Source organism: Thermorudis peleae (assembly GCF_000744775.1).
GTDB lineage: Bacteria > Chloroflexota > Chloroflexia > Thermomicrobiales > Thermomicrobiaceae > Thermorudis > Thermorudis peleae.
Genome location: NZ_JQMP01000003.1, coordinates 246,825 through 273,824, shown reverse-complemented (window position 1 = coordinate 273,824; position 27,000 = coordinate 246,825). Strand labels below are relative to the sequence as shown.

Below are 27,000 nucleotides of genomic sequence, written 5' to 3'. Positions count from 1 at the left end.
TTGTCAAGACTCTGGAGCCGTCAGCAGGCCAGCATCGGTAGACACGACCGCATCATTGCCGGTGCGGCGATGTTCTGCCTGCCCGTTCGCCGGATGGCGGAATTGGGTGTGGTAGAGCCGAGCGTAGCGGCCGTTGCGAGCCAGGAGTTCGTTGTGGTGGCCGACCTCGACCAGCCGCCCGCCGTCGAGCACCAGGATCCGATCGGCGGCCAGAATCGTCGAGAGGCGGTGGGCAATGACGATGGTTGTGCGGCCACGCATAAGGGTCGCCAGCGCCTGTTGAACAGCCTGCTCGGATTCACTGTCAAGCGACGACGTGGCCTCGTCAAGAACCAGCACCGGGGGATCAGCAAGGATCAACCGGGCAATGGCAAGGCGCTGCTTTTCTCCCCCAGACAGCCGATACCCTCGTTCGCCCACGATGGTGTCGTAGCCCTGTGGTAGCTCAAGGATGCGCTCGTGAATGAAGGCTGCGCGGGCGGCTGCTTCAAGTTCGGCATCTGTGGCGTCTGGCCGGGCGAAGCGCAAGTTAGCGGCAATCGTGTCATGGAAGAGATAGGGCTCTTGCGGTACCATGCCAATCGCCCGCGCAAGGCTTTCAAGTGTCAGATCGCGCAGATCAATGCCGTCAAGCAGGATCCGGCCACGAGTTGGATCATAGAGCCGGGCGATCAAGTAGGTAATCGTCGATTTGCCAGCGCCGCTTGGCCCAACGAGTGCGACGAATTCGCCTGGTTCAACCTGAAACGAAATGTCTTCCAGCGCCCAGTAGCGGCCCTGAGTCGGGGCGGGAGCTGGACGAGGAGCGTCGTCAGCGTGAAAGCCGAGTGCAGCGTGAGTGGGAAGCTCGAAGTAGGAGAACCAGACGTGGTCGAAGGTGATCGCTCCGCGAGGACGAGCCAGGGCAATGGCTCCAGGTTTTTCGTCGATCTCAACGGGTGTGTCGAGCACCTGAAAGACACGCTCGAAGCTCACCAGTGCCGTAGCGAGGTCGACCCGTGCGCTAGCCAGCGACGTGACCGGACCGTAGAGCCGGGCCAGATAGACCGCGAACGCGACAAGCGCGCCAGTGGTAAGCTGGCCATGAATCACGAGCAGGCCACCAACACCATAGACGAGCGCGCTGCCGATTGCGGCACCGAGGCCAAGGGCAACCATCAGCCAGCGGCCAGTGACCGCGAGGCGGATTCCGAGGTCGCGGAGTTCTTGGACATGCTTGACAAAGCGGGCTTGTTCAGCCTGGCGGCGGCCGAACAGCTTGACATGGAGGATGCCGTTGATGTTCAGCGTCTCCGTCAGTTGGCCGTGCAGCCGCGCATTGGCCTCAAGCTGCTGACGGGTAAGCTGGCGGAGACGTTGCCCAACATGCCAGGAAGGCAAAATGAATATCGGCAGGACAAGCAGCCCAAGCGTAGTTAGACGCCAATCGAGCGCGAGCATGGCAGCAAGGGTCGCGGCAAGCAGCACGCCGTTGGTGACGACACTGACGGCCGTGCCAGTAATCGCGCGTTGGGCGCCGACAACGTCGGTGGTGATCCGCGCCATCGTTTCGCCGGTTTTCACGCTGGTGAAGAATCGGAAGCCGAGTCGAAGCAGGTGGGCATAGAGGTCACGGCGAAGGTCAGCGATCAATCCTTCCCCAATCGACGCGGTGAGTTGCCGCTGCCAGACACCGACAAGCCCGCTGGCCAGCGGCAGGGCCAGGATGCCGAGGCTCAAGAAGGCAAGCAGACGCGGATTGCCCGGCACAGTATCATGCGGCAGCGCCTGGTCGATCACCATGCGGAGTAACTGCGGCTGAAGTGTGTCGAGCGCAGCGCCAAGGGCGATGGTGAGCAGCGTGCCGAGTAAGGCCCAGCGATAGGGCGCGGCGTAGTGGAGAATGCGCCGGAGCAGTGTTCGGTTGAGCCGCAACGGCTGGGAGTCCTCGGCACGACGCCAACCGCCGTGCCAGGGCCGCGGGGCATCCGGGAGCATCACCGGTGCGTCCGGCCTCCTTCGTCTGCACCATCGTCGCTCGTGAGCGGCGTGTGCTGCCAGAGCGATGGCAGGTGGGCGATTGCGGCCCAGCCTTCGTCACGCTGCACCGGCTGGACTGTCAGATCGGTGAAGTACTGATCGAGCACCGCAGCCCGTTCCATGGCCAACGGCGGCGTACAGTAGTCTTCTTCCTCCCACAGGGCCCAACCGGTCGCTGGATCACGTCGCGCCTGTTCAAGTGCGGTCGTGAGCGCGCGGCCAAATGGACGAAGCTCACGGAAGGCGTGGGCGTCGAGTTGCTGGCGAAGGGCTGCCAGCCGCTCTGGGATTGGGCGAGCACGCACAAGGTAGAAAGCCATGAGGACCTCCGATCGTGTCTTTCTCGGACTAAGGGTACTCCCGGTGGCAACTGCCGTGACGGTATTGAGGACTGGATGCATTGTGCCGATACCATAGCAATGAAGACGTGCCGTCGGCTGACGGTGTATGGGGTGGGAATGAGGCCGCCGTATGGTGAGCGCCTAGGCGGAGGGCGAATGCCACAGTCCGGACTTCCCAAAGACGAAACCCATCCGCTCCTCCATCACCTTGTGATGTGGCTTGATGTGCTGGCGTTGCCAGGCTCGATCGCGACGAGCGAAGACTTTGATGTGCGCTGGCTCAACAAGGCAGCGCGGCAGCAGTTCGGATTCGGCGAATGGGAGCGGTGGAGCACGCGGGTCCTGGCCGAAGACCGGGCCAAAGCGGCGCTGCACGCTCGTGCGCCTGACGTGGAATCACGCGAGTATCGGCTTGTCTGCGGTGATGGACAGATTGCCTGGATCCACGAAACTGGCGCGCTCCTCCACGATCAGGCTGGTCAACCTGTCGGCTGGGTTGGGCTGTTGCTCGATCGGCGTGAGCAGACACGCCTGCAAGCTCGGCTGCAACGGGCGCTGGCGCTGCAGCGATGGCTCCTGGCGTGGGTCGCAGCTGAGCGTGCTGGCAGTCAATCTGGCCTTGAGGAGGCGCTGGCAGGGCTATGCCATGTGGTGAACGGCACTGGAGCGGCGTTCTTCTGGTGGGATGCAGGCGAGGCCGAGCCACGCTGCTGGACGTGGGGAACGATCGCAGCAGCGCGGGAGGCGCTGTTGCAGCTGGCTGCCCAGCCGGGGCTTGCTGAAACATTAGCTGGGCTTGGTGAACCGCTGAGCTATCCGACAGCGGCCATCGTCCCGACTGCGCTCAGTTTGGCGCTGGAAGCGCTCCAGCGCGCGAGCGGCGCGGCAGGGTTGATCCTGGCGCCGGTTCGTGAGGCAACGCTTGGCACTGGTGTGCTGGTCATCGCAACGCGGGGGATGGGTGCGAGCGACGGGGAGAGCGAATCGCTGGTGGCGATTGGTGCCCAAGGGCTGGGCATGGTGCTTGGCCGCGAGCGGCTACAACAGCGTGAGACTGAGCAACATGCCTGGCTGCGCTCGCTGATTGCCGGCGTGCCCGATGCCATTCTGGTACTCGACGACCATGGGGTAATCCGCTTTGCGTCGGCAGCAATGGAAGCAGTGACTGGCCAGCCACCAAGCGCGCTCATTGGGGCACCGATCGTTGCCCTGGCAGGCGATGACGATCATACCCCTCTCACCCGGTGGTTTGTGCACGTGCTGCGCCATCCAGGGCTGCACTGCTCGCTGACATTCACGGCGCGGCGCGCTGGGGGTGAGGTCCGGCAACTCGAGGTGTTTGGCCTCAACTGCCTGCATGACCCACAAGTGCGCGGCGTTATTGCAACGCTGCGCGATGTCACCGAACGCTGGCGGTTGGAAACGCAACTCCGCCGGTTGGCCTACGAAGACGCGGTGACAGGCCTGGCAAGTCACGCAGGCTTTCTTGCAGCATGCGAGCACCTCGCTACACGGGCGCGTGAGGCTGGGCAACCGTTCGGTGTCCTCGTGCTTGATATCGAGCGGTTCTCGCTCATTAACCACGTCCTTGGCCACGAGGTTGGCGACCGTGCACTGGCAGCGATTGGGGCACGCCTGCAAGAGGTGCTTGACGTCGAAGCCTGTGTTGGGCGGCTTGGCGGGGACGTCTTTGCCGTTGGCTTCACCGGTTCTGGCAACGCCGTCATGCTTGAGCGGTGGGCTCAGTCGTTGACCACTTCGCTCCAGGGGTGGTACGAAGTAGCAGGCAAGTTGCTCTTCGTCAGTTTCCGGGCCGGCCTTGCAATTGCCGAAGCGGGACAGTCGCCGGCCGAAGTCGTGCGCGATGCGGAAATCGCGCTGGCCGAAGTCAAACGCCAGCCTGGGCTGATTATGACCCGTTTCACCCCGGGCATGCGTGAGGAGACGGCGACGCGCCAGCGGATTGAACAAGACTTGCGACGGGCGATCGAGACAGATCAGTTACAGCTTGTCTTTCAGCCCGTGATCGATGTGCATACACGCCGGCCAGTCACGCTTGAAGCGCTGTTGCGCTGGCCACACCCGGAACTGGGGCTGATTCCGCCGCCGCAATTCATCACGGTCGCTGAGGCAACGGGCTTGATCCGTCAACTGACAGCGTGGGTGATCGAGCGGGCGTGCCGCCAGGCCGTTGACTGGGTTACTCTGCATCCGCTCCTCCGCGATGTTGGCGTGAGTGTCAACCTGAGCCCGTTTGACCTCTTGAACCCAACCCTGCCGCGGTTAGTCGCGAGCACGCTTGCGCGGACTGGCTTGCCGCCTGAACGGTTGACGCTTGAGATTACTGAAAGCGCGATGCTCGATGCAGAGAAGGCCGCTGGCCAGGTGCAGCGCTTGCGTGCACTTGGCGTTGCTGTTGTCGTCGACGACTTCGGCGCTGGCCACTCGTCGCTTCGCTACGTCAAAGAGTTGCCGGTCAGCGGGCTCAAAATCGACCGTCAACTCGTCATTGGGTTGGGGCACGATCCGTCGAGTGCGGCCTTGCTCCGGGCAATCCTGCAGATGGGAGAGGCGCTCGGGCTGGGCATGACGGCTGAAGGCGTCGAAACACCAGAGCAGTTCTCCTGGTTGCAGGATGCCAACTGTGATCGCATCCAGGGGTACGTGATTGCGCCGCCACTCGCGCTCGAAGCGCTGCGGCAATTCCTCGAGCGCTGGAAGCGCGAAACGCCTTAAGCGGTCGCGTCGCCAGTTTGGCTTTCCGGTAGCGGGCCAAGCACCATGACCTGATCATTCGGTCGTGCAATGCCTGGCTGCCGCACGATGGCAGTCACGCCACGTCGCCCGTTGATCAATTTGACGAGGTGTGGGTGGTAGACCGCGATCGTCTTGCAGGGTTGATTCTGCCCAGTCACTTCGAGAATTGCCGAGCCGACGCGGAGGAGTGTGCCGGGCGCAAGGTCGCTGAGGTCGCCAAGCCCCTCGACGGTGATGTTTTCGCCCAGTGAACCGGCGTGGAGTGTGGTGCCAAGAAGCGCATTGAGTTCGTCAAGCACTTCTTGGGCAACGAGGGTCAGCTGGCGATGGTTCGGCTCGGGAGGTCCCTTCTTGCGATGCCGATTCACCGGACCAGCGTGATAGTCGCCAACGACACCGTCGGGCCCAATCACAATGGCTTCTTGTCGGTACTTTGGAACGCCGCTCGTTGGGCGCAAACAGACGCCGACAACGCGGCCAACCCGTGGGCTGGGAATCGCATGCTGTTCCATCGCGCGGACTGCTCCTCTCAATTCGGCTCATTCTATTCTTCTGACAGGATGGTTTATGGCTTGTCGACGAGTACAGCGTAGAGCGCTTGCTGGCGCGTGATGAGGTCGTCATAGTAGGCACGGCGATCGGGATTCGGCAATCGCGTTGGCAAGCTGTCGGCGAGTGGGCGGGCAAGCGCTGGCAAGCTCGCAACCCCGAGTCGGGCGAGTGCAACCAGGGCTGCCCCGCGCAACGACGCCTCGGGGTCGTCCACGAGGGCGAGTGGCAATCCGATCGCATCCGTGAGGATCGCTTGCCATGATGAAAAGGCAGCAAGTCCGTTACCGCTGCCAATCAACGTCCGCTCGCCGGGGACGGCCGCGGCGATCGCCCGCGCGACGAGCGCAAAACGGCAGGCAACACTTTCAAAGGCGGCCTGCAGGATCGCAAGCGGTCTTGTTTGGAGATGGAGTCCGGTGAGTGTCGCGCGGGCAGCGCCGGCCCAGCCGGGACTGCGCTCACCAGCGATAAACGGCAGCCAGAGCAAGCCGTGCTGGTCGGCCTGGTGGTTGGCGAGGGCGGCATCAGCGGCTTGTCGATCCGGCAGCTGGAAGGTTTCGAAGAGCCAGTCGATGAAGCCGCCGCCTTCACTCAACGCGCCGCCAAGGAGGATCCAATCGCGGTCGAGGCGATACAGCCAGAGGCCGTCGGGTGGCGTGAACGGCTGCGCTTGCCAGAGTAAGCGCATTGCGCCGGATGTGCCGATCATCAGACTCAGCCGATCAAGGCCGACTGCTCCGCTGCCCACGTTGTTACAGGCGCCATCTCCCCAGGCAGGAAACCAGCGGGCTGCAGCCAGCGCTGGCCAACGCGCGCGGTAGGCTGCACGCAGGTTGGTCAGCGCCTCATCGGCAATCATGGGAAGGTGGTCGCGGGAGAGGTCGATCGCATCGAGCGTAAGCTGATCCCAGTCAGCCTGCGAGTGTGCGAACAGTCCACTGCCAGAGGCCATCGAGATCGAACTGACCGGCTCGCCGAACCAGCGAAGAAACAGCCAATCAGGGAAGGCGAGCCAATGCCTGGTGCGGCGCCAAACGTCCGGCGCGGTTTCGCGGAGCCAGGCAAGCCGGGCAACCGGATAGCTTGGATGGAGAAATGCACCAGTGCGGGCATGGTGGGCAGCGGGATCGAGCCGATCTCGCAGCCGAGGGATGACCGCCGCAGCGCGGGTATCGGCCCACGTAAGCACTGCCGTTGTCGGCTGCCCCTGCGCGTCGGTTCCAAGCAAGCTGTGCCAGAATGTTGAGAGCGCGACGGCGTCGATGGGCTGGTTGACTTCCTGGAGGAGCGCGTCAAGGAGCCCTTCAACCGTAGTAGCCAGCGCTGTAGGGTCAAGTTCTGCGCCGCCGTCGGGTGTCGTTCGTAGTTCATAATGGACGCGGCGTGGCTCAGTGCAGCGCTGGCCTGTGCCGTCGAAAAGCGCAGCACGGGCCGAAGATGTACCCAGGTCAAGACTCAGGACAAGCGGCGCGCGCACCTGCTCCACTGCCTTTCCTCCCGCGTGTGGCGCAGCTTACGGCGTGTAGAGCTTGGCGTCGATGACGAGCACTGCTGCGCCGTGCACATGGCCAGCGCGCAGGTCAGCCAAGGCCTCGTTCGCAGCTTCAAGCGGATATGGCTGGACGACCGTCTGAATTGGCACGCGCGGGGCGAGCGACAGAAACTCCTCGCCGTCCTGGCGCGTGAGGTTGGCGACAGAGCGAACCACGCGCTCTTCCCAGAGCAGTGCATAGGGAAATCCAGGGATATCGCTCATATGAATGCCAGCACAGACGACGATGCCGCCTTTGGCGACGGCGCGGAGGGCTTGTGGAACCAGCGCGCCGACCGGGGCGAAGATCAAAGCAGCATCAAGTGGCACTGGGGGGAGTTCGTCAGAGCCGCCTGCCCAGACTGCCCCGAGTTGACGGGCAAAGTGCTGGCCAGCGGTATCGCCAGGGCGCGTGAACGCATAGACCTGACGTCCCTGCCAGGCAGCAAGCTGCGTCAGAATATGCGCCGACGCTCCGAAGCCGTAGAAGCCGACACGCTCCGCGTCGCCGGCAAACCGCAGGGCACGGTAGCCGATAAGCCCAGCGCACAACAGCGGCGCGGCCTGGAGGTCGGGGTAGCCAGCGGGAAGTGGAAAACAGTAGCGGGCGTCGGCAACCGTGTATTCGGTGTACCCGCCCGGGAGCGTGTATCCGGTGAATTGGGCGGCATCGCAGAGGTTTTCCTGCCCTCGCTGGCAGTACCGGCAGGTTCCACAGGTGCTCCCAAGCCACGGCACGCCAACACGATCGCCAACGCGAAAGCGGGTAACGCCAGGCCCAAGCGCCGTGACCGTCCCGACGATTTGGTGCCCGGGAATAAGCGGAAGCGCCGGGTGAGGCAGTTCGCCATCGACGATGTGAAGGTCGGTGCGGCAAACACCGCACGCATGGACGCGAATTTGGACTTCGCCCGGGCCAGGCTGCGGGATCGGCAGCTCACGCAGATGCAGTTGTTGCCCCGGGCTTTCCAACACCATAGCACGCATGACTGGCATGGCGGTCTCCTTCGTTGCGCCCGCTGCCCGTCTTCATGGAGACTATACCGCGTCAGTCCTCGACGGTGGAGTGACGTTGCCTCTACACTTTGAGGGGCAAAGGGGGAAGGGCAATGCTACGCTGGCTTGTGCAGACGGCGGTCTTGTTCGGCGTTCTTTTCGGCGTGGTTGTTGGGGGACGGCTTGTGCTGAACCAGTTGCTCCAGCACCCTGCGCCGCGCGCGGTCGAAGCCCAGGAGCGTATCACCACACCAGCTACAACGGCGATTCCGGTTGCTCCTTCGCCAACGCCCCTCGCGACCGTGACATTGCCCGATGACCGCGCTGCTGGCCTGACGCGGCCAACGCCGCCTCCAGCGCGCAGTACTCCCTCGCCGACGCCGACCTTGCCCCCACATGGCCAGACCGCGCCAGTACCGATCTTGATGTATCACTATATCCGCCCAAAGCCAGCCAATGATCCGTTGGGAGCTGCGCTCTCAGTCGATCCCGAAACGTTTGCCGCTCAGATGGACTGGTTGGCAGCGCACGGCTACACCACGTTGACGCTGCATGAGCTGGCGGAAGTGCGCGCTGGGAAGATCGGCTTACCTCCCAAGCCGATTGTCTTGACGTTCGATGATGGCTACCGTGACTTCTACACGGCTGCCTGGCCCGTGCTGAAGCGGCATGGCTTTAAGGCAACGATCTTCATCATTACCGGCGTTGTCGGCAACCCGCAATACATGACCTGGGACATGCTCCGCGAACTCGATCGTTCAGGGTTGGTCGAGGTTGGCGGGCACACGGTGCATCACCTTGACCTGACTCAATTGAATGCGTCTGCCCTCGAGCATGAAGTGGCTGACTGCAAGCAAACGCTCGAGACCCAACTCGGCCATCCGATCGAGTCCTTCGCCTATCCTGCCGGCCGTTTCAACGAGACGGTTGTGTCAGCGGTACAACGCGCTGGCTTTACCCTTGCAGTGACGACCAAGCCAGGATGGGCTCGGGCCACGGATGCGCCGCTCGTCCTGCCACGGGTGCGGATTCAAGGCGATCTCACGCTTGCCGGTTTTGCCGACATCCTTGGAAGTTGAGTGAGGAGAGCATGCTCTCCTCACTCAACACGAGCGGTGGGGCCTGGCTGAGAGCGGGAAAACGAATTCCCTACTCGGCTCGACGGCGCGCGCGGAGTCCGTATCCGATGCCAGCTATTCCAAGCATCAAGAGCACAGCGGCGAGCCAGGACGGCCGGCTTGCACCGTGGCCGGTTGCCGGGATGACTTGTGGGATCGGCGTTGGGGTGACCGCAGGAACTCGTGTTGCCGTTGGCGCCGGCCGCGGCGTTGGCGTCGCTGGCGCTGCTGGCGCGGAGGTCGGCGTTAGGGCGGGCGTTGGCGTTGCGCGTGGCGATGGCGTTGCCGTTGGTAATGCTGTCGGGGCGGGCGTTGCCGTCGGCGAGGGAGCAGTTGCTGCCGTCGGTGTCGCTGCCTGAGCGGTGACGGTAATGGTCCCTTGCATGCCGAGTTGCCGATGGCCGTCGACCGGGCAGTACATCTCCCATGTGCCCGCGGCGCTGAATGTATACGTTGCCTGACGGGTTTCACCTGGGGCGAGGTTGGTTGCGAAGAGTGTCTGCTCAATCCCTTGTGCTTCCAACTCGACCGTGAGGTTATGCTGCACCTGCCCAGCGTTGCGGACAACGAATGTCACTGGAACACCAGCCGGGACGCTAAGGGTATTTGGCGTGATGCGAAACTCTGTCAGGGTCAGACTGACGGTTTCCCCCTGAGCGGTGGCTGGGGCTGCAGCTATCGGTGAGCCGAGTACGAGGAGAACGAGTGTGAACGCGAGCGTCAGGTGAAGGCGTGTCATTGCAATGCCCCTCCAGATACGTAGCTGATGCTGGTTGGTGAACGCCAGCGCTCTGCTATCACTACGCGCGAGGCGCACGCGTGGATTGGGGCCATGCCTCAGCTCGTGTTCGAGATAGGTGATCGGAAGGTTCAGGACAGCGAGAAGGCAGGGGTATAATACGCCCGGCACGCTTGTCACGGATGAGTGCCGAAAGGGGGGATAGGTGCACGTCTCGTTTGGGGTCGCGCTGCTGGCCGCGATCTTGGCGGGCTTTATTGGCGCGATGAGCGGGTTGGGAGGCGGCGTGGTGCTAACGCCGGTCCTCACCCTGTTTGGCTATGACATCAAACACGCAATTGCCCTCAGCGCCTTAACGGTGATCGCAACCTCAAGCGGGTCAGCGGCCGCATATGTCCGCGACCGTATCACGAACATTCGGATCGGCATGTTCCTCGAGATGTTTACGATCATCGGCGCGCTCATCGGTGCGACCATTACGCTTTCAGCGGCGAAGCGGCCGCTTTTTATTGCGTTTGGACTGGTCTTGCTCTTTTCCTGGGCAACGAGCTTCTTCCAGAAACCGCGGACCAGTTATCATCCTGCAACCCCTGATCGGATCTCGCGCTGGCTTGCGCTCAAAGGGGAATACTACGATCTCGCCGAGCGGCGCAGCATTCCCTATCACGCGACGAATGCGATATGGGGAGGGCTCATCCTGTTTTGCGCCGGTGTGATCGCGGGCCTGCTCGGCATCGGCGCAGGAGCCGTCAAGGTGCTGGCGATGGACCGCGTGATGGGGCTGCCGCCAAAGGTCTCGACGACCACGAGCAATTTCATTATCGGCGTGACAGCGCTCGCTGGCACGAGCGTCTATTTGGCCAGTGGCTTGATCGACAGCGGACTCGCTGGGCCGACCGTGCTTGGCGTGCTTGGCGGCTCGTTTCTCGCCACGCGGCTGTTGGTCCGGTTGTCAAACCGCACGGTGCGGACCTTCTTCCTATTTGTCTTCTTGTTGATCGGCATCCAGATGATTATCCGTGGAATCGGGGGGTATGTATGAAGGCTGAGCCAGCGCGCTCTGCAGGAATGGAGGAAGCCGTTCCTCATGGCGGCTTCGATATTGAAGTGGTTATTGGCACTGCGCTGTCGATCGGCGTGCTGATCAGCGCCGGATTGGTGATCCTGGGCTTGGCCTGGCACTGGCTTACGACCGGGCAGCTGACGTTTCATCTCCCATTTACGGGGGCCAACCTGTTCGACGTTATCGCCCAGAGTATCCGCCGTGTGGTGAACGATCACGATCGCTCGATTGGTGTTATCTGGCTCGGCCTTTCAGTGCTGATGCTGACGCCGTATGCCCGTGTGGTCGCCTCAGTCATCTACTTTGCATTCGCTGATCGTGACTGGAAGTTCACCGCCATTACGCTCTTTGTCTTGATCGTGCTGACGGTCAGCTTGTTTATTCGCTGATCAGGAGTTTGAGGATGGAGATGGAACGGCTCTGGGTTGGGTCAGGGACGATCTGGGAGGAGAAGGTGGGGTACGCCCGCGCAGTGCGCGTTGGCGATCACATCTACGTCTCGGGTACTACGGCGACAGACGAAGCGGGGCGCCTCGTCGGCGGCGACGATCCGGAAGCCCAAACACGATACATTCTGGCCAAGATTGAGCGAGCGCTCAAGAGCCTCGGCGCTTCGCTTGCCGACGTTGTGCGGGTTCGGGTGTACGTGACGAACGCGGCGGATTGGGAAGCCGTCGGCCGCGCACTTGCCGAGGCCTTTGGCGCTGTACGCCCAGCCAACACGCTCGTCGCGGTCAAGGCGCTCGTTGGTGATGCCTATCTCGTCGAAATCGAAGCAGACGCTATTGCGGGTAGCGGCGCGGTGGTGCGTCCACTGCCTTCCACGGCGACCGATTCCCAATGACACTGCGCTGGAGCATTCGGGTCAACAACGACGCGCCGGGAACGTCGTATCCAGTGCTTGCCCGCTGTGTTGAAGCGGCTGGCTTTGACCAACTCTGGGTGAGCCACGATCTCTTCTGGCGGAGTGCACTGGTGCTGATTCCCTCGATGCTTGCGCAAACCCAGCGCATTGCAATTGGCATTGGTATCGCCAACCCCTACACGATCCATCCTGCCGAACTTGCCATGGTTGCGGCAACGTTGGATGAACTGAGCAATGGCCGGTTCCGGCTTGGGCTTGGCGCGGGTGCCGCCGAGTTCCTGCAATGGGTGGGCATTCCCCAGGAGAAGCCGCTTGCCACTGTGCGGCGGGCAGTCACGCAGATTCGCCGTGTGCTCGCTGGGGAACCGGTTCCCGGGTGGGATGCGGCAGCGTGCCTTCGCTTCCCAGCACGACCAGTACCGATCTATCTTGGCGGGTTTGGCCCCCGGATGCTGCAACTCGCCGGCGAACTCGCTGATGGTGCGCTGCCGCTGCTCCTCCCGCCAGAACGCTATGCTGACGTGGCAGCAACGGTAGCCGAAGGTGCAGCGCGAGCTGGACGCTCGCTCGACGATCTTGACCTGGCTGCCTGCGTCTGGTGCTCGGTCGCGGAAGACCGCAAGGCAGCGGAGGCAGCATTGCGCGAAAAATTCGCCTACTACGGACCGGCCTTTGATGCTGCAACCCTGGCGCGCGTTGGCCTGACGCCCGAGGATCTGCTCCCGGCTCAACACGCGCTCGTTGCGGGTGACCGCGAGCGCGCGTTGCGGCTTGTGCCATCGGCTGTCCTCGACCTTGCGCTTGTTGGTCGGCCGCCGGAGCTGATCCCACGGCTCGAGCAACTGGTTGCGCTTGGGGCTCGGCATCTCAGCTTCGGCCCGCCGCTCGGCCCTGATCCCGTCGCGGCAGTGACATTACTGGGCCGAACAGTCCTCCCCCACTTTGCGCAGCACTAAAGCCCGATCGCCATGGCTGGATAGTACGGGTTTGCCCCACCGTGGAGCGTGCCGTCGGCGTCGACGAGGATGCCGGCCGGACTGGCAAACGGCACGTTGCCGACATCCTCGACCACGACCGTGAGCCGATGGCCACGAGCCCGCAGGCCCTCGATCACTGCTGGATCGATACGGCTGCTCACGTTCGTCGGATCGACGCTGCAGTCGATCCGTGGCGCGGTGATCGCCGCTTGGATACCAAGGCCATGGTCGATGACGTTGCTGATGATCTGGGCAAGGGCGTTGAGGATGCGGCGGCCACCCATTGCCCCCAGGACAAGGAATGGCCTGTCATCGCGAAAGACGATGGTGGGGCACATGTTGGCCAGCGGGCGCTTCCCGGGCGCAATCGAATTGGCGCGTCCTGGTTCGGGATCGAACCACATCATGCCGTTGTTGAACAAAATGCCCGTTCCCGGAGCGACAACACGTGATCCCCAGGCAGAAAGCAGGGTCTGGGTCAACGCGACGGCATTGCCCCACCGGTCAACGACCGAGAGGTGCGTTGTCGTTGAGGTGCTCGCGTAGTGTGGCATCGAGCGGGCGTACCGCTCGCGCACGCCGAGTTGCTCGGGGTCGCCAGGCTCAATGACACGCCGGGCGCGCTCCGTGATCGTGGCAGCTTGGGCGCGCGCATACGCAGGGTTGATGAGTCCCGCAACCGGAACGTCCGCAAAGGCTGGGTCAGCCAGATACGCAAAGCGGTCGACGAAGGCTTGACGGAAGCATTCGATGAGAATGTGGAGCGTGCGCTCGGTGTTGTGGCCGGAAGTGGCAAGGTCGAAGCAATCGAGCAGGTGCAGCGATTCGAGCAGCGTTGGCCCTCCCGAGGGCGCTGGCATGGCTGCGACGCGGTGGCCGCGATAGGTGCCCCAGAGCGGTTCTGAAATGCGGACACGATAGTGGGCGAGGTCCTCGAGCGAGATGATCGCGCCCAGGCTGCGCAGCCCTTCGACAATCGCCTGGCCTAACTCTCCGCGATAGAAGGCATCGGGGCCGTCTTTGGCAATGGCTTCCAACGAGCGTGCAAGGTCGGCTTGGACCAGCTTCGTCTGGGTTAGCCCAGTCAGGACGGGCCACGGAAGGCCATCCTTCGTGAAAATAGCCCGTGTTGAGGGGTAGCGATTGAGCAGTTCGAGGTCCTGGGTGATCTCAAAGCTCGTGTGCCAGCTGACCGGGAAGCCCTCACGCGCATAGCGGATGGCTGGATGCAGCAGTTCGTGGAGCGGCATCGTGCCGTATCGCGCTGCGGCAGTCGCCAGCCCAGCAACCGTGCCCGGCACGGCGATAGCTAAGGGGCCATGGATATTGGCATCGTCGACAACCGCACGCCAGCCAAAAAGACTCGGACTCGTCGCGTCGAGGAGATGGTACATGTCCGGCCGTGCCGCACGCGGGGCAACCATCCCGTAGTCGAGCGCGACAACCGCTCGCTGCTCGGCCAGGAAGATGAGCATCAGACCACCGCCGCCGATGCCACTCATCATCGGCTCAACTACGCCGACCGTGAAGGCTGTCGCGACCGCGGCATCGATGGCGTTGCCGCCCGCCTCAAGGACGGCCGCACCGACCTCAGCCGCTAACTCGTGCTTGGCGGCGACCATCCCATAACGGCTCACGGCTTCTTTTCGGTCGAGAATCCAGTCACTCCGCTGCATCACCCACTCCCTCCCTGTCCTGCGGGCAGGCTAACGCATCTGGCGCATCAGCACAAGCCACTGCACCTTGACAGAAGCGGGATCGATAGATAGGCTTGGAAGTGAGACGAACAGGCGTACGGGGTGAGCATGACCGGGACGGAGCACGGAGAAGAGCGTCGGCTGAAGGTGTTTCAGCCGCCGCTGTTTGAGCTAGACGCTCGGGGGCGGTTGCGGGGCACCATCGGTCTGCTGCCACCGCTCACGCCGGACTCAAGCCTGGAGGTCGCGCGGTTTTGGTACCGGCGGCACTTAGAGCAGGCTGGGCATCCTCCAAATACCGTCAAGTCGTACAGCTATGATCTTGCCGTATTTGAGCAACTGATTGGTCCCAAGCCAATCCGTGCGATTTCCCGGCGCGACGTTGCCACGTTCTTGCACGAGAGCCGAGGCCGGTCAACGCGCAAGCGGCGCTTGACGACGCTTTCCGGCTTCTTCAAGTTCTTGATCAACACTGCGAAAGTGCTGGAAGAAGATCCAACGGCCTCGTTTTACCCCGAGCATATTCCCCTGAAAACACCTCAACCGCTCTTTCCAGACGAGCAAGCTCGTCTTCTTGCAGCGGCCGCGGCCGAGAGCGCCCGGACGCATCTGATGGTCTGGCTCATGCTGCGCCTGGGACTGACGCGGAGCGAAGTCCTGGGGTTGCGGGCCGGACACATTGACTGGACAGATCCGGAACGGCCAATTGTCTACGTTTTCGCCGAAGGGCCAAAGCGCCGGCTGCGTGAGCGCAAGCTGGCTGCGACCGCGGAGTTGCGCGCGATTTACGAACGACTCGTCGCGGAAAGCGAGGAGCCGCTCGATCGGCTTGTGCCGGTTTTGCCGCAGACGGTCAACAAAATCGTGGAGCGGGTCGCGGAAGCAGCCGGTATTACCAAGCCTGTGACGCCGCAGGTGCTGCGTGACACGTTCGCGGTTGAACAAGCACGTGCCGGGGCCAGCGAAGACGAGTTGCTCGCCTTGCTTGGCCTTGCCGACGATGCCCGGAATCGACTGAGCGTGCGGCGTTACCTGGCGCTTGCTGCCCCGCCGCTCACGCCAATGTCTCCCCCAGACCGTGTGTGAACTCTGCCGTTGACCGTGACGCGCCGGTGACGCACCAGCCGGATAGCGGGCGCGCGTTGCCGCGCGGACAGCGTGGTGGCGGCTGTGGCAGGCGCTGCACGAGCCCGCTCCTGTGCGTCTGGCATACCACGGGGTGGTGCTGGACTGGGCATGCCAGAAAAGGGGGCAGTGCCCTCTTGACAGTGTGTGCGTGCTCAGCTATCATACAGCATGATAGCCATACAGAAGCTGGTCGGATTGACAAGGGAGCCGGGAACAGGCAGGAACGAGGTGAGACGTGCCGGAAGTCATGGTTCAGAAATTACCGCTCCAGGTGGCCTTGCACTTAGGGCGGCAGCTGATTGCCGCGGCTGGGCAGCCTGGCCTGGTGCTGCCATCTGAGCAAGAGATTTGTGAAGAGTACGGGGTATCGCGGACCGTTGCCCGCGAGGCGGTGCGGATCCTGGAGGGACTGGATCTCGTCCGGGTTTCATCCGGGCGGCGCATGGAGCTACGGCCGCCGCGCGAGTGGGACTACCTCAATCCCCTGCTGATTCAGATGCTTGATCCGGTCGATGTGCGCCAGATCTTGATTGACCTCCATGAGGTGCGGTTGTTGATCGAGCCTGCGGTGACCGGACGGGCAGCGACCATGCTGAGTGCTGAAGGGCTGGCCCGGCTGGAGGCATGCCTGGCGCGCATGCATGAGCTTGAGGCTGATCCCGATCGCTACTTGGAACAAGACTTGCTCTTCCACATGGAGATTTGCTGGGCGGTTGGCAACCGGGTGCTCGACCGGATTCTCTATTCCTGCCGCTGGCTGTTGGCCGCGAGTCGCAAGGTGACCAATCTGCTCTGGGAGTCGCTCGCGGCGGTGACGGCGGAGCATGAGGCGATCTATCGCGCGCTGGCTGCACGCGATCCGTCCGCCGCTGAGGCAGCCATGCGGGCGCACTTGGAAGGGAGTGCTCGAGCATGGGAGTTTGAGCCCGTGGTCATTGAACAAGCTGTACAAGCGAGTAAGGCGAAAGCGTTGTCATCACCGGAAGCCGAATCCTCTGTGGGTTAAGTGTGGCGTTCAGCTATCTGATGTGGGGATGGAGGTCCATTGATGATGGATGACATGATGGCTAGCCGCCGAGCGGTGCTCAAAGCATTGGGCCTTGGTGGCATAGCAGCTGCCGTAGCAGCGTGCCGGCAAGCAGCGCCCACAACCCCGGCTGCTGGAGCTAGCCAGCAGACGCCAGCCGGTGCCACCACAAGTGGTACGACAAACGGTGTGACTCGTGCCCTATAAAATGGTCTGAAAGATCGCCTGCTGGGCCGCAAGGGCCTTATCCTGAGAGACCTCCTTAATCCCAAATTGTCGTGCCTGACTTGGCAGTAGAGGAGATGTACCAGGTTATCCCTATTGGGGGATAGCCTGGCGTATACTGTTTGGTGGATGGAGTGGTGTGTATGGTCAAGCTTCATCGTCATGACACTCATGAGCACGATCATCGCCATGAACACGAGGCGGTCGTCGGCCGGCCGAGTGCCCGACCGCTCCTCGTTGCGTTCGGGATCACGGCGCTCTTTACAGTGATTGAGCTTCTTGGCGGCTGGCTGGCCAATTCGCTCGCGCTGCTCGCTGATGCCGGGCATATGGCGAGCGACGTAGCGGCGCTGGCCTTAGCGTTGCTCGCGCTCTGGTTGGCCCGCCGGCCGGCCACGCCCCAGCGCTCGTACGGCCTCTACCGCGCCGAGATTCTGGTGGCGTTGGTGAACGGGGCGGCGCTGCTCGCAATCAGCGGTGTCATCGCCTGGGAAGCTTTCCAGCGGCTCCAGCATCCGCCAGAGGTCAAGACGGGCCTCATGCTCGGCGTTGCCGTCTCTGGCATGGTGGCCAACGGCCTGATCAGCTGGGTCCTGTCACGCGGCGGCGCGCATCACCACAATCTCAACATTCGCGGGGCACTGCTCCATGTGCTCAGCGATTTCCTCGGCTCACTCGCGGCTATTGTCGCAGCAGGTGTCATGTGGGTAACCGGCTGGTACTGGGCTGACCCGGTGCTTTCGTTGGCGATCGGCGCACTGGTGCTCTGGAGTGCCTGGCAGCTTGTGCGCGAATCCGTCGATGTGCTCTTGGAAGCAACGCCGCGCCATCTTGACCTCGACGAGGTGCGGACGTCAATGGAAGCGGTGCCTGGGGTTGAGGCCGTGCACGACTTGCATATTTGGACACTCACCTCAGGTGTCATCGCGCTGAGTAGCCACGTCGAAGTCCGACCAGGAGTGAACTGGCCGACGCTGCTCGCCCGCTTGGCACACCTGTTGCGCGAACGCTTTGGCATCGTCCACGTCACCTTGCAACCAGAAGCGCCGGCGCATCACCCTGAGCCGTTCCGCGGCTGCACGCTGGAAAGCCCAGATGCATCCTGCGCCTGCCTCGCCCCAATCGCTGGTGGCAACCACACGGACGATATGTCATCAGACGACTAAAGTCGGCGGCGCAGCGGGAGCGCGCGCAACACGTCGTCGAGCACTTGGGCGGTCGGGCGATCGGTCGTGACAACCAGATGGGGAAGACCGGCGGTTTGTTTCATCACCGGGCCGTAGCGCCGACGCTGCTCCTGATAGATTGCCCACGTCGCCTCGCTGACCTGCCCTGGCTCCTGGGGACGGGCTTGGAGCCGCTGCTGCACAACCGGTTCCGGACACTGGCACTCAATAAGCAGTACATCGGCCCCGGCGTTCTGCGCAAGATCGCGCGCTCGTTCGCGCCAGGTGGCATCGAGGAAAGTTGCGTCCAGCACAACGGAGTGGCCGCTGAGGAGCGCCTGCGCGGCCTGGTTTAGCAACGTTTCGTAGGTCTGGGTCGTCAGTTGCTCGGTGTAGATTCCCGCACCATACGGAACCGGTGCGTACGATGTCGGCGAGCGGCCAGCGAGCTGCTTGCGCACAAGATCGGACGAGGCAAGTGTCGTGCCCAGCGAACGGGCAAGGCGCCGAGCGAGTGCGCTTTTGCCCGTGCCCGAAAGACCGCCAACAAGCAGCAGCATGGGGCGTGCTGGCTCAATCACGTACGAGGTCGCCAGGTCGATGTAGCGCTCTGCCTCGGTGCGGACAGCGAGTGCCTCGGGCAGTTCCGGCGCGATGTCGTCGGAGCGGAAGCAGGCAACTTTGGCCCGCACGTGGGCGCGGTAGATCGAATAGAAATGGATAAGCCAGGGCAAGTCTGGGTCAGCCAACTGCTCGGTGAGCAGCGCAACGACCTGCGCTGCAAGGTATGGCTGCTGGTGATGGTCAAGGTCCATTGCAAGGAACGCGATGTCGGCGGCAACGTCGCCGCAGCGCAACCGTGGGTTGAACTCGACGCAGTCGACGATCTGCACCCCATCAGGGCCAGGTCGCTCGAAGAAGATATGGGCGAGATGCAGGTCTCCATGCCCCTCGCGGATCCAGCCATTGGCTACCCGCTGGTCAAAGGCGGCCGCTTCACGGTCAAGGACATCGCGTGAGACACGCTCAATCCACTCCAGTTGCACTGGCGCAATGATACTGCCGACATAGGGACGCGTCTGCGCAACGTTCTCGGCGATATTCGTCCAGATCGCATCGCGCGTTCCCCAGCGATCGACATCTGGCCCACGGGCGGCGTCCTGTCGGTAGAACTGTGTGAGCCGAAGCGTCAATGACTCAAGAGCATCTACCGGGAGGGCGTTCCGCTCGAGCAGACGCAGGAATGTCTGCTCCTGGTGCAGCCGACGCATCTTCACCGCGTATTCAACCACCGGCCCCTTGCCATCGACGCGCAATTGCAGCCCCGTATCCGTGATTGGAACGACGCCGAGGTAGACCCCATGCGTGAGCCGGCGGTTCAGGCGCACTTCCTCCTCACAGAACAGGCGGCGGCGTTCGAGTGTGGTGAAGTTGAGGAAGCCAAGGTCAACGGGCTTTTTGATCTTAAAGACGTAGTCGCCGGCCAGGAATACGAGGGAGATGTGCGTTTCTTCGATATCAACGTGGTCGACGGGGTACGGGTAAGCATCAGGACGACTGAGGTCAGCGAGGATGCGGGCAAGGTGCTCGCGGTTGCGTTCTTCAATGTCAACGACCATGACCTTGTCCTTCTTCGGCTATGACCCGCCTCAGCGCTTGCGACTGGCCGGCAACGTTCCCAATCTCCTGAGGCAGGTTTCTTCCTCGGCTCGATGTCACACGCCCGCAAGCATACCAGTTCACCCATCCTCCTGCCTGATGTGGCACGCTTGAACCGGCGTTTTCGGTTGGACGGGGCAGAGCAGGCTGGGTGTGGATGGGGAAGGAGTACGGGATGCGACAGCGCATGTGGCGGTGGTGCGTGCTGGTAGCGATAGTAGCCAGCCTTACCAGTACGCTATGGCTGTGGCAGCCCACGACGAAGGCCGCCACATTCTTCTCTGAGGGAGTTTCTCCCGCTGAGATCCCAGCAGACCAGACAATCGACGACGATGTCTACATTGTTGGTGGGTCGGCTACGATTGCCGGGCATGTGCTGCGTAACGTCTTTGTCGTGGCTGGCTCTGTCCGGATCACTGGCACGGTCGACGGTGACGTCAACGTGCTTGGCAACACGGTCGAGGTGAGCGGGCCGGTCCGTGGCAGTGTGCGGGCAGCCGGTCGGACGGTGCGCATCAATGGGCCGGTCGGCTGGGATGCGTTACTGCTTGGCCAGTCGGTCACGCTCGGCCCGAACGCGGCCGTCGACCATGAAGCGCGGATTGCCGGCAACGATGGCCTTGTGCAAGGCCACGTGAAGGGTGACCTCCGCGCTGCGCTGTCGCAGTTGACGCTCCAGGGTCAGGTGGATGGCACCGTTCATGCCTCCGTGCAAACGTTGACGCTCGGCTCCGGTGCTGTCATTGGCGGTGACCTTGACTACGAGGCGCCGCGGCAGGCAACACTTGCATCAGATGCGCAAGTGCGTGGGACAACGCACTACACGAACACAGCGCCTCAACCAGCCCCGCGCACCTTCACCGAGCGGGCTTTGGCGTGGCTCCAGCATGTCGCGCTCCGGCTGGCATGGGCGCTGATCGCTGGCACGCTGCTGGTGTTGCTCTTGCCCCAGCGGTCAGCGCGGATCAGCGTAACGGTCACGCGCGCACCATTGCCCAGCGCGCTGTGGGGGATTGTGGTGTTGTTCGCTGGGCCGCTCGCTGCCGTGATTTTCGCCGTCACCATTGTGGGCTTGCCGGTCGCGTTTCTTGTCACGGTGGTGTATCTCGCAGTGCTCTATCTCAGTCAGGTCATCGTCGGTCTCGGGCTTGTCCGCTGGATCTTGCCGGGACGGCTGCGCAGTACCCGGCGTGGCCCGCTGTGGATCGCGATGCTTGTTGGCACGACTGTGCTCGTGCTGATCCGGCTCGTGCCACTGCCGGGCGTCGTTGGCTTTTGGTGGACGCTGGTGCTGAGCCTGCTGGTTGCCGTCTTTGGCTTGGGAGCATTCTGGACGGATGTGACGGGGTGGGGGCTGCCAAAACCAGCACCGGCTGCTACGGGAGCTTCTGCGCCGGTCGCGATTCGGTCAATCGAGGAGCCAGCGCCGCCCAGCACGACGACGGAGACAGGCCCGCAGCCGACGTCCGAAGCAGCGGCCGAGCCACCAAGCGAGCCACTGTCTCCGTCGGATACGCCGCCAGATACGCCACGCACCTCGCCGGAGTCGTAACCTATGACACACGATGCGATCATCCTCGAAGGGTTGACGTTCTACGGCTACCATGGCGTGCATCCAGAAGAACAACGACTTGGCCAGCGCTTCCAGGTCGATCTCGTCGCACAGTGCGACTTGCGTCCGGCCGGGCGAAGTGATCGGCTTGCCGACACGGTGAGCTATCGTGCGCTCTTCGACGCCGTGCGCGAGGTGCTGGAAGGGCCGCCGCATCAGTTGCTTGAGTCAGTGGCTGAAGCGGTAGCGGAGCAGGTACTTGCGCGGTTCCCCTTGATCGTGCGAGTCACGGTGACGGTCTGGAAGATGAGTTCCCCGATGCCCGGGCATGCAACGGGACGGGTCGGGGTGCGCGTCGTCCGCGGACGGGCAAAGGAGGAAGGGCATGACGCAGACACAGCGACTGCCAGCAGCTCTTGAGCAGTGGCCGTGGGGCGAGCGGACGTTTGTGATGGGGATCATCAACGTGACGCCGGACTCGTTCAGCGGCGATGGGCTGGTCGATCAACTCGATGCGATTGTAGCCCGGGCCCAGGCAATGGTCGAAGCGGGCGCAGACATCATCGACGTTGGCGGGGAGTCGACCCGGCCAGGGCATCAGCCGGTGCCAGCGGAGGAAGAACTGCGCCGCGTCATTCCGGCAATTCGTGCGCTCGCTGCGGCAGTGCCGGTGCCGATTTCGGTCGATACGTCCAAAGCGGTTGTTGCGGAAGCGGCGCTCCAGGCTGGTGCATCGATCATCAATGACGTGCGTGGCTTGCAGGCCGATCCAGCCATGGCGACACTTGCAGCCGAGGCTGGCGTGCCGGTCATCATCATGCATGATCAGAAGATTCCATCGGCAGATCGTCTCATTCCTGATGTCGTCCGGGAGTTGGCGCGCCGGATCGACCAGGCGCTGGCGGCGGGAGTGCGGTGGGAGCGGATCATCGTCGACCCGGGCTTTGGGTTTGGCAAGACGCCAGATCTCAATCTGCTGTTGCTCCGTCGCCTTGGCGAGTTGCGCGCGCTGGGCCGGCCGATCCTCGTCGGCACCTCGCGCAAGAGCATGATCGGCCACGTGCTTGGCACGCCGCCAGACGATCGCGTCGAGGGGACAGCAGCGACCGTGGCCCTGGCCATTGCCAATGGCGCGGATATTGTGCGCGTGCATGATGTGCCGCAGATGGTGCGAGTCGTGCGGATGACCGATGCGGTGGTGCGTGGATGGCGCGGGTTTTCATCAGCCTAGGCAGCAATCTCGGCGATCGAGCAGCGTTTCTGCGGCTGGCCGTAAGCGGGATGCGCGGGATCGGCAACGTTGTGGCCGTCTCGTCGCTCTACGAGACCACGCCAGTTGGCTATCTTGACCAGCCAGACTTTTTGAATGCCGTCGTTGCCCTGGAAACGACGCTACCGCCGCAGGCGGTGCTCGCCGCGCTCCGTGTGCTGGAAGATGCGGCGGGACGCCAGCGCCCGTTTCCGAATGCCCCGCGCACGCTCGACCTCGACCTCGTGCTCTACGATGAGGTCGTTATGCAGACGCCGGAACTAACCCTGCCGCACCCACGTTTCCACGAGCGGGCGTTCGTGCTCGTGCCGCTGGCGGAGCTGGCACCAGCGGCTCGGCATCCCGTCCTCGGCAAAACGGTCGCCGAGTTGCTCGACGCGCTCGGCGACGTCAGCGCGGTCGTCCGGAAGATAGCAGACCCGGCATGGGCTGATCTCAACTGAGAACATCTAGGTGCGCTGCAGCGAGGCCACGGCGAACGGTTTCGAGGTCGGCTGCGGGCTGCCCGATGGCCCCGGCTCAACAGTCAGTGCCAGGAGTTGATAGTTCTGAATATCCGCCGGTATCGCGTAGGCCGTTTGGCTTTGGGTGAAGACACCAGCCGGTGCCGGCGTATTATCTTTGATCAACCAGATCTCATAGACCTGGTTGGCAGCCAGCGGCGGGAGTTGCTCGACACGCAGCACTGCCACCCGTTGATCCGGCAGATAGATCACCTGGCCTTGCACTGGGGCGCCGTTGCTCGGCTGCAGCGCGATGACCTGCGGCGCGGGCGAGACGCGCTGGCGCAGCTGCAGGTTCCAGCCGAGCAAGCCGAGACACACGATGAAGAGCGCGGCCACGGCCGCCCACGGAGCGAACGCACGCCAGCGCGGGAAGACCCGAACATTGCTCGGCTCTGCTGGACGTTCTGCACGCTCTAGCGCCGGGTGCGGCAAGCGGTGGCGCGTTGCCGCTGGCTGCTCGCTCGCAGCCGGCTGCGCAGTGACGGCCGCGCGGATGCGCTCGCGCAGTTCGGGCGAGGGCGTGCGCGGCGCGACGCTGAGCGGTAAGGCGTGGACAGCAAGCTGAAGGCGAGCAAGTTCAGCTCGGCATTCAGCACACTGGGCAAGGTGAGCACGGACACGCTGTTGCTCCTCAGCGCTCAGCGCATCAAGGGCATACGCGCCGAGGAGGTCGCGAATCTGCTCGTGGTTAGAGTGTTCCTGTTCCCACACGTCGTGCTCCTTTGAACCTAGGTTTCGATGCGGGCCTGCGCCATGGGAGTTAACCCCGAGCATTCTGGTCTCCTGGTGTTCGTAACGGTGCCAGCAGGTCGGCAAGTTTGGCCAGGCCAAGCCTCAGCCGGCTCTTGACCGTACCGAGTGGCCACCCGGTTCGCTCAGCGATCTCCTGGTGGGTGAGACCCTGGAAGTAGGCGAGCTCGAGAGCAAGACGCTGTTCCTCCGGCAGCGCTGCAAGCGCTTGTTGCACGCTTTCCAGCTCGAGCTGGTCAAGCAACGCTCCCCAGACGTCAGGAGCAGCCAGGGTCAGCGCAGCATCATCGAGGTCGACTTCCGGTGCCTTCCCGCGCCATTCGCGGAGTCGGTCAACAGCGCGGTGGTGGACAATCGCCAGCAGCCACGAGCGCACGGCCCCACGGTTCGCATCGAACTTGGCTGCGTTGCGCCAGACATTCATGAAGGCATCCTGCACTACTTCCTCCGCCAAAAACGCGTCGCCCAGGATGCGATACGCGAGGCCGAACGCAAGCCGACCATACCGGTCATACAGTGCCACGAGGGCGTCAGGATCACTAGCGGCGATCGCCGCCAAGAGTTCCGCGTCAGTACGGGGATCGTGCTGGGCAGCAGCCCGCTCGTTTGGCGCATTGTTCCGTACCATTTGCCCAGTTCCCCTCCCCGGTCGCCATCTGCGTTGCCAAGGCTGACCCGGTTTCTGCGGTCAGTCTAGCAAGAAATTGCCGCTTTGCCACGTCTCTGGTGATCTATTCCTGTTGCTCTTGCCGTAGGCACCGTTGCAAGCACTGTGCGATGGCAGCACGCATGCAGGAGAGGAGGTAGCGGCGGCGAAGCGGTGGAGGGTGGAACAGCGGGAACGTCCCGACGAGCGCAACAGCGAGTCCAGCGCAGTACACGCGTCCGTCTGGTCAGAATGGAAGCGAAGGAGGCGAACCCATGTCATTGACCGTAAGCACGAATCAGCTCGCACGGCTTGCTGCAGCGGCGCAGCAGTGCGAGTCAGTGCAGGACATCATCAACATCGCGGCGACAGCGGAGGCACTGGCAGTCACGGCGCTGGGTGGCGCGATCGATGCCGCGAAAAATGGCCAGCTGAATGTCAACGCCGAAGTCGTGCAATTTCTCACGGCAGCCCGCGCTGAAGAGCAAGCCCACTATGAGGTCCTGACCGGGGCGGGGGCCAAGCCACTGACCCTGACCTTTACGATTCCCGATCCGAAGATCGTGACCGATCCGGCGACGTTGCTCAAGACCGGTATCATGCTCGAAGAGGCGTTTATCGCGGCCTACATGGCAGCTGCCCAGGAGTTCGCGATTCTCGGCCAGCCTGATCTGGTCAAGCTGGCACTCCAGATCGGGGCAGTCGAGGCCGAGCATCGAGCGCACCTGCGCTTCTTCGCCATTGCCTCAGGCATTCTCCAGGGTGTGCCGAACGACCTCGCCTTTGAGAAGGCCATGTTCACCAGCGTTGGCGCGGCTGCGCAAGCCTTGCAGCAACTCGGCTTCATCGGCGGCAGCGGCCCACAGGTGACCTACCCCGGCCCCGGCTCGATCGACAACACCGGGGTAACCCAGCTGCGACCGTAGTGGTGCCGGACGGTGCTGCACTGGCTGGCGATAGACGGAGAAGGAGGCAGTGAAACGATGGCCACGAATCCAGTCGATCTCTTGAACACGGTAACGAATGCGCGCGTCTCACGGCGCACGCTCTTTAAAGGCGCCGGTATTGCTGGTGCCGGACTGCTCATGTCACGGCTTGGGCTCTTCCGGTCGGTACTCGCCGACTCGCCTGAGTCGGTTAAGGATATCATTAACATTGCAGCGACCGCCGAATCAATGGCAGTAACGTTGCTCGGTGGTGCAATCGACAGCGCCAAGAAGGGCGGCTATGATAAGCCAATTCCTGATGTTGTCGTGGCAATCCTTGACGCAGCACGGGCCGAGGAAGAGTTTCACCTCGAGTACTTGCTCAGCGCAGGGGCACAGCCGTTGACGCAGACGTTTACCGTTCCTGATACAAGTATCCTGTCCTCATACACCAAGCTCTTCAGCACGATCGTCTCACTCGAGACGGCATTTATCGCGGCCTACATCGCGGCGGCACGCGAGTTCGCTGCGATGAACCAGCCAGAACTGGTCAAGGTCGCGTTCCAGATTGCTGGCACTGAGGCCGAACACCGGGTGCTGGCTAACTATGCACTTGGTACCCGGCCGGCAAGCGATGTCGCGTTCGAAAAAGCGCTCTTCACTACCGTTGGACAAGCTGCCCAGACACTCCAGCAACTCGGCTACATTGGTGGTAGTGGCCCGCAGGTGACCTATCCTGGGCCAGGGACGATCAACAAGGCGAACGTGACGGTCACGGCGCCGACTGGCCCATCGGTCTCATGCTCGCCAGCGGCAACGCCCCCGGCGATGCCAGGTATTACGGCGCCGGCACAACCCCAACCAGGCGCGACATACTTCAAGGAAACCGGCCACAATGTCTCGGGCGCGTTCCTGTCCTACTGGCAGGCGTTCGGTGGGCTAGCGATCTTCGGATACCCGCTGACCGAAGTGATGCAAGAGAACGGCCTCACGGTGCAGTACTTCGAGCGGGCTCGCTTCGAACTGCACCCCGGCGCTGCGCCGCAACGCTACGACGTGTTGCTCGGCCTCGTCGGCCGCGAGGTGACGGCCGGGCGCGAGAATGAGCCGCCGTTCCGCCCGCTGCCGCAGGGCAACGCCCCGGTCTGGAACGGTGGCATGGTCCCCGACTCGGTCGAGGTCGTGTACTTCCCGCAAACGGGCCACTATCTCGGACACGGGTTCCTGCGCTACTGGCAGAAGTTCGGCGGACTCGAGATCTTTGGCTTCCCGATCAGCGAGGAGTTCCGCGAGCAAAACCCGGACAACGGCAAGACCTACGTTGTCCAGTACTTCGAGCGCGCTCGGCTCGAGTGGCACCCTGGCGAGTGGCCGGAGCGCTGGGACATCATGCTCGGTCGTCTCGGCGCCCAGGTGCTCAACAAGCGCTACGGCGTGCCCTATCCATAACCGTGCACTCCTGCCCGCCCGATTCCCCACCCCAAACGGTA

26 protein-coding genes are annotated in these 27,000 nt (G+C 63.0%); 16 read left to right on the top strand and 10 right to left on the bottom strand.

All coding sequences use genetic code 11. The features are described 5' to 3' along the window. Nucleotides 1–3: 3 nt before the first annotated feature. Both N675_RS04230 and N675_RS04225 read right to left on the bottom strand, forming a co-directional pair. Complete coding sequence (locus N675_RS04230; RefSeq protein WP_081886850.1) at nt 4–1,977, bottom strand: ABC transporter ATP-binding protein; 1,974 nt, start codon at nt 1,975–1,977, stop codon at nt 4–6. Beyond that, complete coding sequence (locus tag N675_RS04225) at nt 1,977–2,339, bottom strand: hypothetical protein (protein ID WP_051914129.1); 363 nt, start codon at nt 2,337–2,339, stop codon at nt 1,977–1,979. Before N675_RS04225 ends, N675_RS04230 begins: the two co-directional genes overlap by 1 nt. A gap of 177 nt (nt 2,340–2,516) precedes the next feature. Here N675_RS04225 and N675_RS04220 point away from each other — a divergent pair, with 177 nt between their 5' ends. After that, the gene (locus N675_RS04220) at nt 2,517–5,096 is read left to right on the top strand and encodes a sensor domain-containing protein (protein WP_038038218.1); all 2,580 of its coding nucleotides are present in this window, start codon (nt 2,517–2,519) and stop codon (nt 5,094–5,096) included. On the opposite strand, the gene N675_RS04215 is transcribed toward N675_RS04220, so the two are convergent. Genes N675_RS04215 through N675_RS04205 form a run of 3 tightly spaced genes read right to left on the bottom strand, consistent with a single transcriptional unit; the run spans nt 5,093 to nt 8,187 of the window. After that, complete coding sequence (locus tag N675_RS04215) at nt 5,093–5,629, bottom strand: MOSC domain-containing protein (protein WP_051914127.1); 537 nt, start codon at nt 5,627–5,629, stop codon at nt 5,093–5,095. The two genes, N675_RS04220 and N675_RS04215, sit on opposite strands and share 4 nt — an antisense overlap. 53 nt (nt 5,630–5,682) lie before the next feature. Continuing rightward, entirely contained in the window at nt 5,683–7,155 is a 1,473-nt protein-coding gene (locus N675_RS04210) for a gluconokinase (RefSeq protein WP_051914125.1), read from the bottom strand. 27 nt (nt 7,156–7,182) lie between these two features. Continuing rightward, nucleotides 7,183–8,187 (bottom strand): zinc-dependent alcohol dehydrogenase family protein, encoded by a 1,005-nt coding sequence (locus N675_RS04205; RefSeq protein WP_038039283.1) that lies wholly within the window; start codon nt 8,185–8,187, stop codon nt 7,183–7,185. A gap of 122 nt (nt 8,188–8,309) precedes the next feature. Here N675_RS04205 and N675_RS04200 point away from each other — a divergent pair, with 122 nt between their 5' ends. After that, the gene (locus N675_RS04200; RefSeq protein ID WP_051914123.1) at nt 8,310–9,275 is read left to right on the top strand and encodes a polysaccharide deacetylase family protein; all 966 of its coding nucleotides are present in this window, start codon (nt 8,310–8,312) and stop codon (nt 9,273–9,275) included. Nucleotides 9,276–9,345: 70 nt separating this feature from the next. Here N675_RS04200 and N675_RS04195 read toward each other — a convergent pair whose 3' ends face one another. After that, entirely contained in the window at nt 9,346–10,053 is a 708-nt protein-coding gene (locus N675_RS04195) for a cupredoxin domain-containing protein (protein WP_038038217.1), read from the bottom strand. A 205-nt stretch (nt 10,054–10,258) separates the two neighbouring features. On the opposite strand from N675_RS04195, the gene N675_RS04190 reads away from it, so the two are divergent. The 4 genes from N675_RS04190 to N675_RS04175 are packed head-to-tail and all read left to right on the top strand — an operon-like array spanning nt 10,259 to nt 12,937. Then, nucleotides 10,259–11,095, top strand: coding sequence for a sulfite exporter TauE/SafE family protein (locus N675_RS04190; protein WP_038038216.1), 837 nt, complete (start codon nt 10,259–10,261; stop codon nt 11,093–11,095). Further along, entirely contained in the window at nt 11,092–11,505 is a 414-nt protein-coding gene (locus N675_RS04185; RefSeq protein ID WP_038038215.1) for a DUF1634 domain-containing protein, read from the top strand. Before N675_RS04190 ends, N675_RS04185 begins: the two co-directional genes overlap by 4 nt. A gap of 14 nt (nt 11,506–11,519) precedes the next feature. Beyond that, on the top strand, nt 11,520–11,960 hold the full coding sequence (locus N675_RS04180; RefSeq protein ID WP_081886848.1) for a Rid family hydrolase: 441 nt from the start codon (nt 11,520–11,522) through the stop codon (nt 11,958–11,960). Beyond that, nucleotides 11,957–12,937 carry an LLM class flavin-dependent oxidoreductase gene (locus N675_RS04175; protein ID WP_038038214.1) on the top strand — a complete coding sequence of 327 codons (981 nt, stop codon included), beginning with the start codon at nt 11,957–11,959 and terminating at the stop codon, nt 12,935–12,937. The genes N675_RS04180 and N675_RS04175 overlap by 4 nt, the downstream gene beginning before the upstream one ends. On the opposite strand, the gene ggt is transcribed toward N675_RS04175, so the two are convergent. Continuing rightward, a complete protein-coding gene (gene ggt / locus N675_RS04170; RefSeq protein ID WP_051914121.1) occupies nt 12,934–14,634 on the bottom strand; it encodes a gamma-glutamyltransferase in 1,701 nt (566 codons plus the stop codon). The genes N675_RS04175 and ggt overlap by 4 nt on opposite strands. Nucleotides 14,635–14,763: 129 nt before the next feature. On the opposite strand from ggt, the gene N675_RS04165 reads away from it, so the two are divergent. The 4 genes from N675_RS04165 (at nt 14,764) to N675_RS04150 (ending at nt 18,201) form a co-directional block, all read left to right on the top strand. Beyond that, nucleotides 14,764–15,741 carry a tyrosine-type recombinase/integrase gene (locus N675_RS04165; protein WP_051914118.1) on the top strand — a complete coding sequence of 326 codons (978 nt, stop codon included), beginning with the start codon at nt 14,764–14,766 and terminating at the stop codon, nt 15,739–15,741. Nucleotides 15,742–16,018: 277 nt separating this feature from the next. Continuing rightward, nucleotides 16,019–16,789, top strand: coding sequence for a FadR/GntR family transcriptional regulator (locus tag N675_RS04160; protein ID WP_156100813.1), 771 nt, complete (start codon nt 16,019–16,021; stop codon nt 16,787–16,789). 42 nt (nt 16,790–16,831) lie between these two features. Continuing rightward, entirely contained in the window at nt 16,832–17,017 is a 186-nt protein-coding gene (locus N675_RS04155; protein ID WP_038038212.1) for a hypothetical protein, read from the top strand. 161 nt (nt 17,018–17,178) lie between these two features. Next, complete coding sequence (locus tag N675_RS04150; RefSeq protein WP_051914116.1) at nt 17,179–18,201, top strand: cation diffusion facilitator family transporter; 1,023 nt, start codon at nt 17,179–17,181, stop codon at nt 18,199–18,201. Here the strand turns inward: N675_RS04150 and N675_RS04145 are convergent. After that, entirely contained in the window at nt 18,198–19,820 is a 1,623-nt protein-coding gene (locus N675_RS04145) for a bifunctional aminoglycoside phosphotransferase/ATP-binding protein (protein WP_051914115.1), read from the bottom strand. The two genes, N675_RS04150 and N675_RS04145, sit on opposite strands and share 4 nt — an antisense overlap. A gap of 215 nt (nt 19,821–20,035) precedes the next feature. Here N675_RS04145 and N675_RS04140 point away from each other — a divergent pair, with 215 nt between their 5' ends. The 4 genes from N675_RS04140 to folK are packed head-to-tail and all read left to right on the top strand — an operon-like array spanning nt 20,036 to nt 23,125. After that, nucleotides 20,036–21,412 (top strand): DUF8173 domain-containing protein, encoded by a 1,377-nt coding sequence (locus N675_RS04140; protein ID WP_038038211.1) that lies wholly within the window; start codon nt 20,036–20,038, stop codon nt 21,410–21,412. Nucleotides 21,413–21,415: 3 nt separating this feature from the next. Next, nucleotides 21,416–21,832, top strand: coding sequence for a dihydroneopterin aldolase (folB, locus tag N675_RS04135; protein WP_038038210.1), 417 nt, complete (start codon nt 21,416–21,418; stop codon nt 21,830–21,832). After that, on the top strand, nt 21,798–22,643 hold the full coding sequence (gene folP, locus N675_RS04130; protein ID WP_051914113.1) for a dihydropteroate synthase: 846 nt from the start codon (nt 21,798–21,800) through the stop codon (nt 22,641–22,643). Before folB ends, folP begins: the two co-directional genes overlap by 35 nt. Continuing rightward, on the top strand, nt 22,619–23,125 hold the full coding sequence (gene folK, locus N675_RS04125; protein WP_038038209.1) for a 2-amino-4-hydroxy-6-hydroxymethyldihydropteridine diphosphokinase: 507 nt from the start codon (nt 22,619–22,621) through the stop codon (nt 23,123–23,125). Before folP ends, folK begins: the two co-directional genes overlap by 25 nt. A 6-nt stretch (nt 23,126–23,131) precedes the next feature. On the opposite strand, the gene N675_RS13530 is transcribed toward folK, so the two are convergent. Beyond that, the gene (locus tag N675_RS13530; protein ID WP_051914111.1) at nt 23,132–23,899 is read right to left on the bottom strand and encodes an anti-sigma factor; all 768 of its coding nucleotides are present in this window, start codon (nt 23,897–23,899) and stop codon (nt 23,132–23,134) included. A gap of 49 nt (nt 23,900–23,948) precedes the next feature. Beyond that, a complete protein-coding gene (locus N675_RS04115; protein WP_038038207.1) occupies nt 23,949–24,566 on the bottom strand; it encodes a sigma-70 family RNA polymerase sigma factor in 618 nt (205 codons plus the stop codon). A 293-nt stretch (nt 24,567–24,859) separates the two neighbouring features. On the opposite strand from N675_RS04115, the gene N675_RS04110 reads away from it, so the two are divergent. Both N675_RS04110 and N675_RS13525 read left to right on the top strand, forming a co-directional pair. After that, the gene (locus N675_RS04110) at nt 24,860–25,510 is read left to right on the top strand and encodes a ferritin-like domain-containing protein (protein WP_038038206.1); all 651 of its coding nucleotides are present in this window, start codon (nt 24,860–24,862) and stop codon (nt 25,508–25,510) included. A gap of 57 nt (nt 25,511–25,567) precedes the next feature. After that, entirely contained in the window at nt 25,568–26,959 is a 1,392-nt protein-coding gene (locus N675_RS13525; protein WP_051914109.1) for an LGFP repeat-containing protein, read from the top strand. The last annotated feature ends 41 nt before the right edge of the window (nt 26,960–27,000 follow it).